Here is a 15,633-nt window from a genome sequence, read left to right as displayed (position 1 = left end):
TACGGTGAAGCCGGAAATGCCGTGACACTCGGCCTGGAGGGGCCGAGCGGAGGAGGAGCGCTGGATGATGAAGGTCGTCCTGGTCGGGTGCGGAGCCATGAGCAGGCAGTGGCTCGATGCCGCGAGGCAGATCGACGGGCTTGCCATTGCCGGCCTTGTCGATCTCGATGCCGAGCGGGCACAGGCGAGGGCGCGCGAGTACGAGCTCCCCAATGCCGTCATCGGCACCAGCCTCGATGCCGTTCTCGATCAGACCCGGCCCGATGCCGTGTTCGATGTCGTGGTTCCTGCTGCGCGGCGCCAGGTCGCGCTTTCAGCCTTTGCCCATAACTGCCATCTGCTCACCGAAAAGCCGCTTGCCGACAGCCCAGAAAATGCGCGCGCCATCATCGAAGCGGCGCGCCGCGCGGGGCGGGTCCATGCCGTGGTTCAGAACCGGCGCTATGTCGCCAATGTCAGGCGGATCCGGCGGTTCCTCGATTCCGGCGCCATCGGCAAGCCGACCAGCATCCATGCCGACTTCTTCGTCGCGCCGCACTTCGGCGGCTTTCGCGAGGAGATGCGCCACGTGCTTTTGCTCGACATGGCGATCCACACGTTCGACGCCGCCCGCTACATGGTCGCCGGCGAACCGGCCGGCGTCTATTGCCAGGAGTGGGAGCCTGCCAATTCCTGGTACCGTCAGGGCTCGTCGGCCAGCGCGGTGTTCGATTTCGGCGGCGGCAAGGTCTTCACCTATGCCGGCTCCTGGTGCGCGGACGGTTTCCGCACGAGTTGGGAAGGCAGCTGGCGCATCGTCGCCGAGCGCGGCAGCCTGTTGTGGGACGGGCATGACGGGTTGAAGGCCGAGGTGGTTGCGTCCGGCCGCGACGGTATCATCGACAAGACCCAGTCGATCGAGGTGCCGGCGCTCGACGCGGCCGACAGAGTCGACGGCCATCTCGGCATCATCCAGGATTTCATGCGCGCGATCGAGACCGGCACCGAACCGGAGACGCGCGGCACCGACAACATCAAAAGCCTAGCCATGGTCTTTGGCGCCATCGAAAGCGCAGAGACCGCACGCCGCGTCGCAATCGCAAAGGAAACGCCGTGATGCCGAACCCGCTTCTCGACATCAGGATCGGCACCATGGTGCGAGCCAATCTCGACGACCCGGCCGCCTATGTGAAACAGATCCTGCCGCTCGGCTTCGAGAGCATCCAGCCCTTTTTCTGGCAGACGCTGGGCGGCAAGGACCTAAAGCGCCTGGCGGGCGAAATCCGCGAAGCGATCGGCGATGCGGACGTCGCCGTCTCATCGATCGGCGTGTTCGGCAATCCGCTGGAGAACGGCGAGGTCGACCGCGGCGTGCTCGCGGCGTGGGAGACCGTCATCGACAACGCACATCTGTTCGGCACCACGATGGTCTGCGGCTTCACCGGCCGGCTGCGCGGCAAACCGCTGACCGACAGCCTGCCCCGTTTCCGCGAGGTCTGGGGGCCGCTGGCCAGGCGCGCCGCCGACAAGGGCGTGCGCATCGCCTTCGAGAACTGTGCGATGGACGGCAACTGGGCGAGCGGCGACTGGAACATCGCCCACAACCCGGACGCCTGGGAGCTGATGTTCAACGAATTGCCCGACGACAATCTCGGGCTCGAATGGGAGCCCTGCCACCAGCTCGTCTATCTGATCGACCCGATTCCGCAGATTCGCAAATGGGCGCCGCGTATCTTCCACGTCCACGGCAAGGACGCCACCGTGCGCTGGGACGTGATCCGCGAGCACGGCGTGTTCGGACGCCTGCCATTCGTGCAGATGCGCAGCCCCGGCTTCGGCGACAGCGACTGGACCCGGGTGATCAGCGAATTGCGGCTGGCCGGCTACAAGGGCGCCATCGACATCGAAGGCTGGCACGACCCGGTCTATCGCGGCGACCTCGAGATGACCGGTCAGGTGCGGGCGCTGGGCTATCTGAAGCAGTGCAGGGGAGGAGCCAGCTACCTGCCCAATCCGGTGTGAGGACCGGCCGGCGGGAGGAGCCGGCCACCAAGACTACGGCCGAAGCAATCGTCGAAACCCTCCGTTGCGAGGGACCAAAAGGGAGGAACGTGCATGAGCATCACGACCAGAAGGACTGTTCTGCGCTCGACCGTCGTGGCGGCCGCCGCGGCGCTCTGCGCCTCGATCTCCACCTTGCCGGCAAAGGCGCTTGACGCCCAATGGTGCAAGGACGTCCATATCCGCTTCTTCGTCGGCGGCGCCGAGGGCGACGCCTTCGGCACCATCGTCTACAATGGCGCCAAGCAGGCGGCGGCCGATCTTGGGCCGAAGGTCGACTACATCTTCTCCCAGTGGGATGTCGAGAAGATGGTGCAGCAATTGCGCGAGGCGGTCGCGGTCAAGCCGCAAGGCATCGCCATGATGGGCCATCCGGGCGATGCCGCGATCATGCCGCTGGCCGAGCAGGCGCATAAGGACGGCATCAAGATGATGTACCAGAACGTGCCGGTGCCGAAGGTGGTGGAAGCATTCGGCGGCGGCTATGTCGGCGCGCAGCAGGAGCAGCAGGGCCGCGCGCTCGGCGCCGAGGCGTTCAAGCTCGGCAAGCTCAAGTCCGGCGACAAGGCGATCATGATCGGCCCGTTCGAGAACGAGAATCGCGGTGCGCGCGAGCGCGGCACGGTCGCGGCGCTGAAGGAGGCGGGTGTCGAGGTGATCCAGCTGTCCTCGCCGCCGAGCGGCGAGTGGGCGTCCGATCCGAACCTCGCCATTCCGGTGATCACCGCGGCTCTGCTCAACCACCCCGACGTCAAGGCGGTCGGCTATCCCGGCGGACAGATGCTCGGCAACGTCGCCACCTATATGCAGGCGGCGGGACGCAAGCCTGGCGACATCTTCAACTTCGGCTTCGACACCAGCCCGCAGATCGTCGAAGGCTTCAAGGGCGGCTGGGTGCAGCTCACGGCCGACCAGCAGCCGTTCCTGCAGGGCTATCTGCCGATCCTCAGCCTCTGCCAGCAGGTGGTGCTCGGACTGGCGCCGATGAATGTCGACACCGGCGCCGGTTTCGTGACGCCTGAAAATTATCAGGTCGTCTCGGAGCTCGCCAAGCAGGCGCTGCGCTAACCTCCCAGGCTGCCGGCCGGGAATACGCCCGGCCGGCCGGATCGCCGGCAAGCGGCCGGCAGACAGACAGTTCAAGCGAGGATCGCATGGGCGAACGCATCATCGAACTGCGCGACATCACGAAATCCTATGGCCAGGTCTATGCGCTGGGCGGCGTCAACCTCAGCGTCGACCGCGGCGAGGTGGTCGGGCTCATCGGCGACAACGGCGCCGGCAAATCGACGCTGATCAAGATCCTATCCGGCGTGGTCAAGCCGACCAGCGGCGACATCCTCGTACGCGGCAAGCCGGTGACCGGATGGAGTGCCGCCCGCTCGCGCGATGCCGGCATCGAGACGGTGTTCCAGGACCGGGCTTTGGCCGTGCAGCAAACGATCGTGCGCAACATCTTCATGGGCCGCGAGCTGACCGGCTTCATGGGCTGGCTCAAGGTCGGCAAGGAGATCGAGGAGGCAAGCCGGCTGATGCGTGAGATCGGCTTCACCTCGAAAGTGTTCACGCCGCATTCCATCGTCGGCCAGCTTTCGGGCGGCGAGCGTCAGGGTGTGGCGATCGCGCGCGCCATCTACAAGCAGGCGGAGCTGATTATCCTCGACGAGCCGACGACGGCGCTGTCGCTGACGGAGACCGCCAAGGTCTTCCATTTCGTGCGCCAGGTGCGGGCGAGTGGCCGCTCGATCCTGTTCATCGGCCACAACATTCATCATGTCTTCGACATCGCCGACCGCTTCGTGGTGCTCGACCGCGGCAAGGTGGCGTTGACGGCTGACCGCAGCGAGGTCAAGTCAGCCGACGACCTCATCAACTTTATGGAAGAGATCGCGCATCCGGGTGGCCTGCCAGGGCTACACGAGGCGGGCGGAGCGGAGCAGAGAGCGTGATGAGCAAGGCCATGGAACCCGATCTGCAAACACCTCTGGGAAGGGCAAGCGGCCCGACAGAATCAGGCAAGCAGTGGAGTCATCCTTCCGATCACTGGCTGCGCGGCTTCGTCCTCGACAATCGCGCGGCGCTAGGCACGCTCGCCGTGTTCATCGTCATGATGGCGATCTTCATGATCGCCAACCCGACCGTCTTCACCACCTGGTATCTTTACAGCTCGGTGCTGACGACGCTTCCCGTCGCGCTGTTCGTTGTCGTGCCGCTGGTCTTCGTAGTCACCTGCGGCGAGATCGACCTATCGTTCCCGGCGACGATGGGTTTCGCCTCATGGGCCTTCGCGATCGTCGTGCAGGCCGGCTACGATCCGTTCCTCGGCATCGCCGCGGCGCTTCTCACCGGCACGCTGCTCGGCTTCCTGGTCGGATCGCTGGTGGTCTATGGCGGCCTGTCGTCGCTGATTGCCACGCTCGGCATGAACTTCCTGCTGCGCGGGCTGATCCAGATCATCAACGAGGGCAAGTCGACGGCGCTGACCAGTCTGGCCGACAGCTCAGCTTACGCGATCTTCTCCGGCCAGCTCTGGGGCATCCCGGTGCAGATCTTCTGGGCGATCGCCTTCGTCGTGTTTTCGGCGCTGCTCTACAACCGCCACCGCTTCGGCGCCCAGGTCAAGGTGGTCGGCGACAATCCGGACAGCGCCAAGCAAATGGGCATCGACGTTCAGCGCGTCCGGGTCAAGGTGTTCGTCTTCACCGGCATCGGGGCGGCGATCGCCGGAACCTTCTCGGTGATGATCAACTTTACCTGGTGGCCGACGGCGGGTGACGGCTATCTGCTGCCGGTGCTGGCATCAGTGTTCGTCGGCGGCACTCCGACCTGGGGCGGTATCGGTACAGTGGTCGGCGGCGCGATCGGCGCGGTCACCGTGTCGTTCATCCAGACCGGCGTCGTCGCCGCGGGCCTCAGCGGCTTCTACGTGCAGTTCTTCAACGGGCTGATCATCATCCTGTCCCTGCTCGGCCACAAATGGAACCAGGCGCGGTATCGCTGAGAGGCTGGCGGTTTTCGGACGTAATCCGTTGGCGGCCGCCGCTCAAACGCTGGTGACAAACCCGTCCAGCACACGTTTCTGGCCGGCCTTGTCAAAGTCGATGGTCAGCTTGTTGCCGTCGATGGCGGCAATATTGCCGTTGCCGAATTTCTGGTGGAAGACGCGGTCGCCGAGCTTGAATGGCGAAGGTGTGTCGGCGACCGATTTGGCGACCAGTTCGCCTTCGATGGTGCGGCCTTTCACCGAGGTGCGGCCGGCGCCATAGCCGCTGTCAGTCTCGCCATAGCCGATGCGTTCGACCTGGTGGCCGGAGCGTGTGCCCCAGTTGCGGTCGGTCGCTTCGGTGCGGTTCGCCTGCGCGCGCTGCCAGCCGGGTGTCGCATAGGTGTTGGAGAAGCTGCCGGGTTTTTCCGCGCCGATATTGTCGAAGCGCGAGGCGCCGTAGGGATTCTGCCGGCCGCCGCCGCGGCCTGAGGCGAAGGAGCCGCCGCCATAGGGATTGCCATAGCCGCCATAGGAATTGCCGCCATCGGCGACATCGACATGGGCTTCCGGCAATTCATTGACGAAACGCGACGGAATGGTCGATTGCCACAGGCCGTGGATCTGGCGGTTTGAGACGAACCAGACGTGCAGGTTCTTTTTCGCGCGCGTCAGGCCGACATAGGCGAGGCGGCGTTCTTCCTCGAGGCCGGAGCGGCCGCCTTCGTCCAGCGCGCGCTGATGCGGGAACAGACCTTCCTCCCAGCCGGGCAAGAATACGGTCTCGAATTCAAGCCCTTTCGCCGAATGCAGCGTCATGATCGAGACCGCATCGAGCGATTCGCCTTGCTCGGCCTCCATGACCAGCGCGACATGCTCGAGGAAGGAACGCAGGGATTCATACTCCTCCATGGAGCGGATCAGTTCCTTGAGGTTCTCCAGCCGCCCAGGCGCTTCCGCCGAACGGTCGTTCTTCCACATGTCGGTGTAGCCGCTCTCCTCGAGGATGGTCTCGGCGAGCTCGGTGTGCGGCGTGGTCTCCAGCGCCTTCTGCCAGCGCTCGAAATTGGCCGCGACCTCGCGGAGCGCGGCGCGCGGCTTCGGCTTCAGCTCGTCGCTTTCGGCGAGCGTCGCCGCGGCCTCCAGCATCGGGATTTGCATGGCGCGCGCCGTGTCGTGGATCTGGCGGATGGTGGCTTCGCCGAGCCCGCGCTTCGGCACGTTGACAATGCGCTCGAAGGCAAGGTCGTCGCCGCTGTTGGCGACGACGCGGAAAAAGGCCAGCGCGTCGCGGATTTCCAACCGTTCGTAAAAGCGCGGACCGCCGATGACGCGGTAGCTCAAGCCGAGCGTGATGAAGCGGTCTTCGAAGGCGCGCATCTGGAAGGACGCGCGCACCAGGATCGCCATATCGTTGAGGTTGTGCTTTTGCCGCTGGTAGGCCTCGATCGCCTCGCCGATGGCGCGCGCCTCTTCCTCCGAATCCCAGGCGGCATGGACATGCACCTTGTCGTCCTCGGGGTCGTTGCGGTCGGTGAACAGCGTCTTGCCGAAGCGGCCCTCATTGTGGGCGATAAGATGCGAAGCCGCACCCAGTATATGCGCGGTGGAGCGGTAGTTGCGCTCCAGCCTGATGATGGTGGCGCCCGGAAAATCCTTGTCGAAGCGCAGGATATTGTCGACCTCGGCGCCGCGCCAGCCATAGATCGACTGGTCGTCGTCGCCGACGCAGCAAATGTTGACAGTGGATTGACGCCGGTTTCCCTCCCCCTTGAGGGGAGGGTGGCCGGGTGAAGCCCGGTCGGGAGGGGTCCTCGCGGCAGTGCTCGACGCTCCGGCGCCTGATGACTGGGCGGCGCCTTCCGCGGCGACCCCCTCCGTCCGCTTCGCGGACACCTCCCCCTCAAGGGGGGAGTATTGCGGCCTCTGCGCCAACAAGCGCAGCCACATGTATTGCGCGGTGTTGGTGTCCTGGTACTCGTCGACCAGGATGTATTTGAACTTGCGGTGATAGTCCTTCAGCACGTCCGGATAGGCGCGGAAGATGCGGATCGGGTGATAGAGGAGATCGCCGAAGTCGCAGGAATTCAGCGTCTGCAGCCGTTCCTGATAGGCCTTGTAGAGCTGGCGCCCCTTGCCGTTGCCGAAGCTGCGCGCGTCGCCTTCCGGAATCTCGTCGGGGCCAAGGCCCTTGTTCTTCCAGTTGTCGATCATCTGCGCGAAGGTCTTGGCCGGCCAGCGCTTGTCGTCCAGATTTTCGGCCTGGATCAGCTGCTTGATCAGCCGCACCACGTCATCGGTATCGAGGATGGTGAAATCGGATTTCAATCCGGCAAGCTCGGCATGCCGGCGCAGCAGCTTGACGCCGATCGAGTGGAAGGTGCCGAGCCAGGGCATGCCCTCGACATTCTGCTCGCCGATCAGCAAGCCGATGCGCTGCTTCATCTCGCGCGCGGCCTTGTTGGTGAAGGTGACGGCGAGAATCTGCGAGGGGAAGGCCCTGCCGGTGGCAAGGATGTGGGCGATTCGCGTGGTGAGCACCCGCGTCTTGCCGGTGCCGGCGCCGGCCAGCACCAGAACCGGGCCTTCGGTCGTTTCAACAGCGAGCCGCTGTTCGGGATTGAGGCCGTTCAGATAATCGGGCGCACGGTTCTGCGCGTTGCGTGCGGCCATGGCGCGCGCGGCAAGGCCGGATGGGGCGGCGGGCCGCGCATTCGGTTCGTCAAAAAAGGGCATGTCTTCCGAAAAGCCGGACATCGCCCCCGAATGTAGTGATTCGGCAGCGAAAGGCCAGAAGTGTCTCCGTTTTGTTCTAGTTGTTCCTGTTCGGGGCCGGCTTGACAGGCGCAACTTGCGAGAGAAAGCTGCCAGCAGGGCAGGGACGGCAAGCCGTTGCCTCACAGGCGCCGCACGGCGCAACAGTCGAAGGAGTATCGTCTTGGCTGTCACCATCACCTCCCTCGTCCTTTTGCTTATCGGCCTGGTCCTCGGCGGCGGCGGCATCTGGCTGGTGACGTTGGGTGGCAGCTGGTACTACCTGATTGCCGGACTGGCCTTCCTGATCACCGCCTGGCTCGTTTTCCGCCGCAGATCGACAGGGCTCTGGCTCTATGCCGCGATCGTGCTCGCCTCGCTGTGCTGGGCGGTGTGGGAAACCGGCTTTGATTGGTGGCAGCTCGGCCCGCGCGGCGGCATCATCGTTCTCATCGCGCTCTGGCTGCTGACGCCATGGGCCAGGCGGGGATTCACCGGTCCGGACGGACGCGCTCCGCTCATCCTGGCGGTGCTCGCATCGCTTGCAGTGGCCGGCTATTCGATGACCGCCGATCCGAAGGACATCGGCGGCACGCTCAACACCGATAAGGTGACGCCGACGGCCAATCTCGGCGGCGACATGCCGGCGGGCGAATGGCATTTCTACGGCCGCACGCCGTTCGGCCAGCGTTACTCGCCGCTCGCTCAGATCACGCCGGACAATGTCGCCAAGCTGCAGCCGGCCTGGACCTATCGTACCGGCGACATGAAGGGTCCCGACGACATCGGTGAGACGACCTATCAGGTGACGCCACTCAAGGTCGGTGATGCGCTCTACATCTGCACGCCCCACAATTTCGCCATCGCCATCGATGCCGCGACCGGCAAGGAGAAATGGCGCTACGACCCGAAGATCAAGCTCGATCCCAACCGCCAGCACCAGACCTGCCGCGGTGTTTCCTATTACGCCGATGCGAAGATCGCGGCGGGCCAGCCCTGCGCGGCACGCATCTACCTGCCGACTTCGGACGCCCGGCTGATCGCCCTCGATGCCGCGAACGGGCAAGTTTGTCCGTCCTTCGCGGAAGGCGGCACGCTGAACCTGATGGCCAACATGCCCTTTCCGAAGTCGGGCTACTACTATTCGACCTCGGCGCCGCTGATCCTCGCCGGCAAGATCATCGTTGGGGGCGCGGTCAACGACAATTATTCGACCGAGGAGCCGTCGGGCGTCATCCGCGCCTATGACGCGGGCACCGGCGCGCTGTTGTGGAATTGGGATTCCGGCAAACCGGATCAGACGACGCCGCTGCCGGCGGGGCAGAACTACACCAACAACTCGCCCAACATGTGGTCAACGGCGAGCGCCGACGAGAAGCTTGGCCTGCTCTACCTGCCGCTCGGCAACCAGACGCCCGACCAGCTCGGCATGGGCCGCAGCGCCAATGTCGAAAAATTCTCCTCCTCGATCACCGCGCTCGACCTCAACACCGGACAGTTGCGCTGGGTGCGCCAGACCGTGCATCACGACCTGTGGGACATGGACGTGCCGGCGCAGCCGACGCTGGTCGACATTACGACGGGGAGCGGCGTGGTGCAGGCACTGGTAGGGCCGACCAAGCAGGGCGATCTCTATGTGCTCGATCGGCGCACTGGCGAACCGATCATTCCGGTGAAGGAAGTGCCGGCACCGGGCGGAGCGATCGAAGGCGACCATACCTCGCCGACGCAGCCGTCGTCCGACCTGTCGTTCAACCCGAAGCCGCTGACCGGCGCCGACATGTGGGGCATCACCATGTTCGATCAGCTGGCGTGCCGGATCGAACTGAAGACACTGCGTTACGAGGGACGCTACACGCCGCCCTCGCTGCAGGGCACGCTGGTCTACCCCGGCAATTTCGGCGTGTTCAACTGGGGCGGGGTCGCGGTCGACCCGGTGCGGCAGGTGATGTTCGGCATGCCGACTTATCTCGCTTTCACGTCGAAGCTCATTCCGCGCGCGGACGTGCCGCCGCCCGGCGACACCAAGGGCAGCGAGCAGGGGCTCAACCGCAATGAGGGCGCGCCTTACGCGGTGGTGATGGGGCCATTCCTGTCGCCGCTCGGCATTCCCTGTCAGGCGCCGCCTTGGGGCTATGTCGCCGGCGTCGACCTGAGAACCGGCCAGATCGCCTACAAGCATCGCAACGGCACCGTCTACGACATGACGCCGCTGCCCCTGCCGCTCAAGGTCGGCGTTCCAGGCATCGGCGGGCCGATGATCACGGCCGGTGGCGTTGCCTTCCTCGGGGCCGCGGTCGACGACTATCTGCGCGCATATGACCTTACGACGGGCAAGCAGCTCTGGCGCGCGAGGCTGCCGGCCGGCGGCCAGTCGACACCGATGACCTACACCGTCGCCGACGGCCGCCAGTTCGTGGTCATCGTCGCCGGCGGCCACGGCTCGGTCGGTACCAAGCCGGGCGATTATGTGATGGCTTACACGCTGCCCAAGTAGACGAGGACATCCAATCGCGCCGGCCTTTTTCGCCGAGCACGTGGCCAAGCGCCTGCAGCGACGACAGCAAGCGCCGCCTCAGCCAGCCGCAGCGCCGGCGGCCATCACGTTCCCGGCATTCCCCTTTTTGCCGTTCGGACCGGGCGGGCCGCTCCGCAGTTTCCCGTCCCACCGAGACAGCATCATCAACGTTTTCGGAATGACCAAAATGTGATGGATGCAGAAGCCACCGGCAATCGTCATGGTCGAAGTTCGGATCGAGTGCCGTTGTCGCCGGCGGATGACTGGACCGTGCGCGTTCTAACCCTATCTTGCGCGTCAAACAGTCGTCGAGGAGAGCCATGACCGAACCTGTCGCCAAGCCTGTCGTCACACAGCCCATCATCACTCAGGCGATGATCGATGCCTATGACGAATATACGCATCTGACGCTCGACCGGCGGCGCTTCATGGAGCAATTGACTCGGCTCGCTGGATCGGGCGCCGCGGCCGCCGCGATCGCGCCGATGCTGGCTGCGAATTCGGCCAAGGCGGCGATCGTCGCCGAGAACGATCCGAGGGTGAAGGGCGAGGACATTACCTATCCCGGCAGCAGCGGCGAGATGAAGGGCTATCTGGTCAAGCCGGCGAATCAGTCCGGCAAACTCGGCACGGTGATCGTCGTCCATGAGAACCGGGGGCTCAATGGGCATATCCGTGACGTCGCCCGGCGCGTGGCGCTGGAAGGCTTCGTCGCGCTGGCGCCGGACTTCCTGTCGCCGCTCGGCGGCACGCCAGCCGACGAGGACAAGGCGCGCGACATGTTCAGCAAGCTTGATGCTGCCCAAGTCGCGGCCGACGGCGTAGCGACGGTCGCCTATCTCAAGACTTACCAAGACAGCAACGGCAAGGTCGGCGCGGTCGGCTTCTGCTGGGGTGGCGGCACGGTGAACACGCTCGCCGTCAATGCGCCGGACCTCAGTGCCGGCGTCGCCTATTACGGCATGCAGCCTAAGGCCGAGGATGTGCCGAAGATCAAGGCGGCGCTGCTGCTGCATTATGCCGGGCTGGACGAGCGCATCAATGCCGGCATCGACGCCTACAAGAAGGCGCTCGACGCCGCGCATGTCGAATACACCGTTTATGTCTATGACGGCGTCAACCACGCCTTCAACAACGACACCTCGGCCGCGCGCTACGACAAGAAGGCGGCCGATCTGGCCTGGGGGAGGACGGTCGCCTTCCTTAAGGAGAAACTGGCCTGAGGTGTGTTGATATTCAGGTTAGCCCGGCCTGCGAATGGCGGCTTCCTGCGCTTCCGGTGCTCACGTACTTCAAAGTACGCTCCGCTCTGGTTCTCGGAATCCACCATTCTCGGCTCGGCCTGACCTGAACCTCAACACACCTCGACGGGCGGCGGATCACTCCGGCGCTGGCTTGTGCATGGCGACGCCCGCCACAACCAGCGCGATGCCGAGGCAATCGGTAAGGCTCGGAACCTGCCTGAGCACGACCACGCCGATCAGGGTCGCGGTGAGCGGCAAGAGCGATAGCATGAGCGCGAAGCTCGCGCGCGGCAGCCGCGCCATGGCGAGCTGATCGCAAATGTAGGGGATGACGGAGGAGCAGAGGCCGACGCCGATACCGGCGATCAGCAGTTGCGGCGCCGAGAAGGCTGGCAGCGCCTCGCTGAAGCCGACCGGCAGCACGACGAGGAAGGCGATCGCCATGGCGGTGCCGAGGCCGGCGATGCCGAGGCCAGTTCGGGCGATGCGGTGGCCCAAAACGATATAGCCGATGAACAGCGCGCCGTTGAGAAAAGCCCAGAACAGGCCGACGGGATCGCTCGACCATTTGACATCGATGAGCAGCAACGTGCCGGCGACAGCGATGGCGAGCGCCGCGAAATTGCGCGGGGTTCTGAGGCCGACCATCGCGACGCCTATGGTGCCGACAAATTCGATCGCGGCGACTAGCGAGATCGGCAGGCGGTCTAGAGCCAGATAGAAGGCGCAGTTCATCACCGCCAGGCAGGCGCCGAAGGCCAACAGCAGCAGGCGGGCCGAGCGGTCGGCGCGCGTGAAAACCGCCCATGGCCTGGTAAGCGGCGCGAAGACGAGCGCGGCCGTGGCGATGCGCAGCCAGGCCATGCCGAGCACGCCGACCTGAGCGAACAGCAGCACGGCGAAGGCCGGCCCAAGATAGTGGAAGATCGCGCTGACGCAGAACCAGACATGCGGCGGCACCGCATCGGCCAGTCCGGCGAGGGCAGGGCGTGCAGCGTCGGTGTCGCTGCCGGCCCGGTTTGTCGGATGAACTTGCGCTTCAGAATTCATAGGGTCATTATCGCAGGCGAACTTCGCGACTTATATGGATGATGCACGGCTCCGATCACCGTTCACCTTCTGAAGAAAAGAGAATTATTTGAAACGCCTTCGAAATGAAAATGGCGAGCTGGATGCGGCGGACCTGAAAATCCTGCGACTCCTGGAAAAGGATGCGCGCACCAGCACGGCGGAACTGGCGCGCGCCGTCGGGCTCTCGGCGCCGAGCGTGGCCGAACGCATTCGCAAGCTGCAGGAGAATGGCGTGATCGAAGCCTATACGGTGAAGATCAATCCGACGGCCCTCGGCATGAAGCTGTCGGCATGGCTGCGAATCAGGCCGGTCCCGGGGCAGCTTGCCGGGGTGGCCGGGATCATTCGCGACCTGCCGGAAATCGCCCAATGCGACCGAGTGACCGGCGAGGATTGCTTCATCGCGCTCGCGCATGTCGGCTCGGTGGCCGAGTTGGAGCGGGTGATCGACAAAATTATTCCCTATGCGATGACCAACACCGCCATCATACAGTCGTCGCCGGTCGAGGCGCGCTCGCCGCTTGGCAGTTTAAGGGAGCGCTGAAGGCTCAGTGTGACCGCGTCTGATGCGCGCCTGCTTGAGAATCGCGCGCCAGCGGATCATGTCGAAGGGGATGGGCTCGTTGTTGTTGGCGATGTGGAAGATCTCGTTGTTGACGTTCTTCAACGATCGCCAGAAATCATAGTCGGTGATGCGCGGATCGGCCGCCAACCGCTCCACTTCGACCTTGATGTCGGTTTTCATGCACTGTCCTCGCACCGCATTCCGCCTGCCGCCCGCGCGTAAACCCGGTGCGGCGGTTTTCGAACGCGCCACTGAGTCGTTCAACAGACTCAATCGGCTTGTTCACGTTAAAACCTTGGTAAGGTTAACGCGGGTGTGCGGGTTTTCAAGCGCTCTTGCGTTTGATGCCGATCGAACGGCCGGCACGCTCCGGCATCGGCAACGCGGCGTGGGCGGCGCGCATGGCTTCAACCTGTGCCATCACATCGGCCGGGAAGGGAGCGACCCTCGGCCCGGCCATGTCGACATGCAGCGCAAGCTGCTCGGACGTCGCGGCCAGCCAGCCATCGACGTGGCGAATCTCCTGATAGGCCCTCAGCCGCTTCTCGTCGTGGTCGATGAGCTGGAACGAGACCTTCACCTTGTGGTCGAGGTGAAGCTCCTGCACGTAGCAGACATGGACTTCCGCGGTGTAGATGGTGAGGCGGCGGTCCTTGGCATAGTTCGGTCCCATGCCCATCAGCTCGAACGCTTCGTCCGAGCAGCGGTCGAACAGCACGTTATAATAGGCCATGTTGAGATGGCCGTTATAGTCAATCCAGTCCTTCTCGATCGCCATCGGGCTGGAAATGATCGGCGCGGGCATCGTCATTTGGTTTTCCTTGATCGTCGCTGGACAGGGCCTGGCTGGTGAGGTTCTCTTCGCTCTGGCGCAATTCCGGAGCTTCACTCTTTTCCTGGAATTGCTTTAGGCATCATCCATAGCTGCATTACAAGAGTGGCCGCTGGTCCATTCGCGGAGGAATTCATGGCTTTGAGCGACCTCAACCCCGTCGAGCGCAACGAGGAAGGCATCGCCGCCGCGCTCGGCATCCTCAAGCAGCGGTTCGGCGAGCGTTTTCAGACCGGCGAGGCGATCCGCGACCAGCATGCGCACACCACCACCTACATCCCGACCCAGGCGCCGGATGGCGTCGTCTTCGCCGAAAGCACGCCGGAGGTGCAGGAGATCGTGCGCACCTGCGCCGCGCATCGTGTGCCGGTCATTGCCTTCGGCGTCGGCTCCTCGCTCGAGGGCCACACCAATGCGCCGGGCGGAGGCATATCCATCGACACCTCTCGCTTGAACCGCATCCTCTCGGTCAATCCGCAGGATCTCGACTGCACGGTCGAGCCCGGAGTGACACGCGAGGATCTCAACCGCCATTTGCGCGACACCGGCCTGTTCTTCCCGATCGACCCCGGCGCCAATGCCTCGCTGGGCGGCATGGCGGCAACACGGGCGTCCGGCACCAATGCCGTGCGCTACGGCACGATGCGCGAAAACGTGCTGTCGCTGACGGCGGTGATGGCCGACGGCGAGGCAGTGACGACCGGCAAGCGGGCAAAGAAAAGCTCGGCCGGCTACGACTTGACGCGGCTCTTGGTCGGCTCGGAAGGCACGCTCGGCATCATCACAGCACTGACGCTCAGGCTGCAGGGCATTCCGCAGGCGATCTCCGGCGGCGTCTGCCCGTTCCCGACCTTGGAGGCCGCATGCAACGCAGTGATAGCGACCATTCAGATGGGCATCCCGGTGGCGCGCATCGAACTGGTCAACGCGCTGCAGATGCGGGCGATGAAGAATTATTCGAAGCTCGACTACCCCGAGAGCCCGTGCCTTTTCGTCGAATTTCACGGCAGCGACGCCGGTGTCGCCGAACAGGCCGAGACTTTCGGCATGATCGCCGAGGAGAATGGCGGCGGACCGTTCCTGTGGACCAGCGTCGCCGAGGAGCGGACGAAGCTCTGGAAGGCGCGGCACGACGCCTACTGGTCGTCGCTGACGCTGCGCCCCGGCGCCAAGGGGCTGTCGACCGATGTCTGCGTGCCGATCTCACGGCTTGCCGAATGCGTCACCGAGACCGAAGCCGACATTGCCGAAATGGGCCTGATCGCGCCGATCGTCGGCCACGCCGGCGACGGCAATTTCCATGTGCTGGTGCTGATGGATGTCGACAGCCCGCAGGAGATCGCACTCGCTGAAAAATTCGTCGCGCGGCTCAACATGCGGGCGATCGCCATGGAAGGCACCTGCACCGGCGAGCACGGCATCGGCCAGGGCAAGGTCGGCTTCCTGCGCCATGAGCTCGGCCATGGCGTTGAGGTCATGCGAACGATCAAGCAGGCGCTCGATCCGCTGAACATCATGAACCCCGGCAAGATCTTGCCGAGAGCCTAGACGCCGAGGGTTGCAGCCGAATTGCCTCTTTATCGCCGCGCGGATGCGGGTAGAGTGCGGCTGACTTAATCCTAGGCT

13 protein-coding genes are annotated in these 15,633 nt (G+C 64.4%); 9 read left to right on the top strand and 4 right to left on the bottom strand.

Annotated elements, in window-relative coordinates; genetic code table 11:
* Positions 1-64 precede the first annotated feature (64 nt).
* The 5 genes from P9230_RS04015 to P9230_RS03995 all read left to right on the top strand — a co-directional run bounded on the left by P9230_RS04015 (position 65) and on the right by P9230_RS03995 (position 5,041).
* Positions 65-1,096: a Gfo/Idh/MocA family oxidoreductase gene (locus tag P9230_RS04015; RefSeq protein ID WP_278087842.1), complete on the top strand. Its 1,032-nt coding sequence runs from the start codon at positions 65-67 to the stop codon at positions 1,094-1,096.
* Positions 1,096-2,001, top strand: a complete 906-nt coding sequence (locus P9230_RS04010) for a sugar phosphate isomerase/epimerase (protein WP_197504177.1) — start codon at positions 1,096-1,098, stop codon at positions 1,999-2,001. Before P9230_RS04015 ends, P9230_RS04010 begins: the two co-directional genes overlap by 1 nt.
* A 93-nt stretch (positions 2,002-2,094) precedes the next feature.
* The gene (locus P9230_RS04005) at positions 2,095-3,108 is read left to right on the top strand and encodes a substrate-binding domain-containing protein (protein ID WP_278117521.1); all 1,014 of its coding nucleotides are present in this window, start codon (positions 2,095-2,097) and stop codon (positions 3,106-3,108) included.
* Between the two features lie 86 nt (positions 3,109-3,194).
* The gene (locus P9230_RS04000; RefSeq protein WP_127240840.1) at positions 3,195-3,989 is read left to right on the top strand and encodes an ATP-binding cassette domain-containing protein; all 795 of its coding nucleotides are present in this window, start codon (positions 3,195-3,197) and stop codon (positions 3,987-3,989) included.
* Positions 3,989-5,041, top strand: coding sequence for an ABC transporter permease (locus P9230_RS03995; protein ID WP_095779023.1), 1,053 nt, complete (start codon positions 3,989-3,991; stop codon positions 5,039-5,041). The genes P9230_RS04000 and P9230_RS03995 overlap by 1 nt, the downstream gene beginning before the upstream one ends.
* Positions 5,042-5,083: 42 nt before the next feature.
* On the opposite strand, the gene P9230_RS03990 is transcribed toward P9230_RS03995, so the two are convergent.
* Entirely contained in the window at positions 5,084-7,780 is a 2,697-nt protein-coding gene (locus P9230_RS03990) for a UvrD-helicase domain-containing protein (protein WP_278117519.1), read from the bottom strand.
* Between the two features lie 181 nt (positions 7,781-7,961).
* On the opposite strand from P9230_RS03990, the gene P9230_RS03985 reads away from it, so the two are divergent.
* Complete coding sequence (locus P9230_RS03985; protein ID WP_278117517.1) at positions 7,962-10,274, top strand: glucose/quinate/shikimate family membrane-bound PQQ-dependent dehydrogenase; 2,313 nt, start codon at positions 7,962-7,964, stop codon at positions 10,272-10,274.
* Between the two features lie 341 nt (positions 10,275-10,615).
* On the top strand, positions 10,616-11,518 hold the full coding sequence (locus P9230_RS03980) for a dienelactone hydrolase family protein (protein WP_127245789.1): 903 nt from the start codon (positions 10,616-10,618) through the stop codon (positions 11,516-11,518).
* 156 nt (positions 11,519-11,674) lie between these two features.
* On the opposite strand, the gene P9230_RS03975 is transcribed toward P9230_RS03980, so the two are convergent.
* Positions 11,675-12,589 (bottom strand): DMT family transporter, encoded by a 915-nt coding sequence (locus tag P9230_RS03975; protein WP_278117515.1) that lies wholly within the window; start codon positions 12,587-12,589, stop codon positions 11,675-11,677.
* Positions 12,590-12,677: 88 nt separating this feature from the next.
* On the opposite strand from P9230_RS03975, the gene P9230_RS03970 reads away from it, so the two are divergent.
* Positions 12,678-13,154, top strand: a complete 477-nt coding sequence (locus P9230_RS03970; protein ID WP_278117513.1) for an Lrp/AsnC family transcriptional regulator — start codon at positions 12,678-12,680, stop codon at positions 13,152-13,154.
* Here P9230_RS03970 and P9230_RS03965 read toward each other — a convergent pair.
* Together P9230_RS03965 and P9230_RS03960 are read right to left on the bottom strand one after the other, a co-directional pair.
* Positions 13,140-13,355 (bottom strand): hypothetical protein, encoded by a 216-nt coding sequence (locus P9230_RS03965; protein WP_067323171.1) that lies wholly within the window; start codon positions 13,353-13,355, stop codon positions 13,140-13,142. The two genes, P9230_RS03970 and P9230_RS03965, sit on opposite strands and share 15 nt — an antisense overlap.
* A 145-nt stretch (positions 13,356-13,500) precedes the next feature.
* Positions 13,501-13,986, bottom strand: a complete 486-nt coding sequence (locus P9230_RS03960; protein ID WP_095779017.1) for a thioesterase family protein — start codon at positions 13,984-13,986, stop codon at positions 13,501-13,503.
* A 156-nt stretch (positions 13,987-14,142) separates the two neighbouring features.
* Here P9230_RS03960 and P9230_RS03955 point away from each other — a divergent pair, with 156 nt between their 5' ends.
* Positions 14,143-15,555: an FAD-linked oxidase C-terminal domain-containing protein gene (locus P9230_RS03955; RefSeq protein WP_278117511.1), complete on the top strand. Its 1,413-nt coding sequence runs from the start codon at positions 14,143-14,145 to the stop codon at positions 15,553-15,555.
* Positions 15,556-15,633 lie beyond the last annotated feature (78 nt).

Source organism: Mesorhizobium sp. WSM4887 (assembly GCF_029625865.1).
GTDB lineage: Bacteria > Pseudomonadota > Alphaproteobacteria > Rhizobiales > Rhizobiaceae > Mesorhizobium.
This window is presented reverse-complemented; position numbering and strand designations above follow the sequence as displayed.

What these genes read in the sequence shown, in the direction of transcription:
- P9230_RS04015 (WP_278087842.1), top strand. Translation starts at nt 65, where the DNA reads ATGATGAAGGTCGTCCTGGTCGGGTGCGGAGCCATGAGCAGGCAGTGG.
- P9230_RS04010 (WP_197504177.1), top strand. Translation starts at nt 1,096, where the DNA reads ATGCCGAACCCGCTTCTCGACATCAGGATCGGCACCATGGTGCGAGCC.
- P9230_RS04005 (WP_278117521.1), top strand. Translation starts at nt 2,095, where the DNA reads ATGAGCATCACGACCAGAAGGACTGTTCTGCGCTCGACCGTCGTGGCG.
- P9230_RS04000 (WP_127240840.1), top strand. Translation starts at nt 3,195, where the DNA reads ATGGGCGAACGCATCATCGAACTGCGCGACATCACGAAATCCTATGGC.
- P9230_RS03995 (WP_095779023.1), top strand. Translation starts at nt 3,989, where the DNA reads ATGAGCAAGGCCATGGAACCCGATCTGCAAACACCTCTGGGAAGGGCA.
- P9230_RS03990 (WP_278117519.1), bottom strand. Translation starts at nt 7,780, where the DNA reads ATGTCCGGCTTTTCGGAAGACATGCCCTTTTTTGACGAACCGAATGCG.
- P9230_RS03980 (WP_127245789.1), top strand. Translation starts at nt 10,616, where the DNA reads ATGACCGAACCTGTCGCCAAGCCTGTCGTCACACAGCCCATCATCACT.
- P9230_RS03975 (WP_278117515.1), bottom strand. Translation starts at nt 12,589, where the DNA reads ATGAATTCTGAAGCGCAAGTTCATCCGACAAACCGGGCCGGCAGCGAC.
- P9230_RS03965 (WP_067323171.1), bottom strand. Translation starts at nt 13,355, where the DNA reads ATGAAAACCGACATCAAGGTCGAAGTGGAGCGGTTGGCGGCCGATCCG.
- P9230_RS03960 (WP_095779017.1), bottom strand. Translation starts at nt 13,986, where the DNA reads ATGACGATGCCCGCGCCGATCATTTCCAGCCCGATGGCGATCGAGAAG.
- P9230_RS03955 (WP_278117511.1), top strand. Translation starts at nt 14,143, where the DNA reads ATGGCTTTGAGCGACCTCAACCCCGTCGAGCGCAACGAGGAAGGCATC.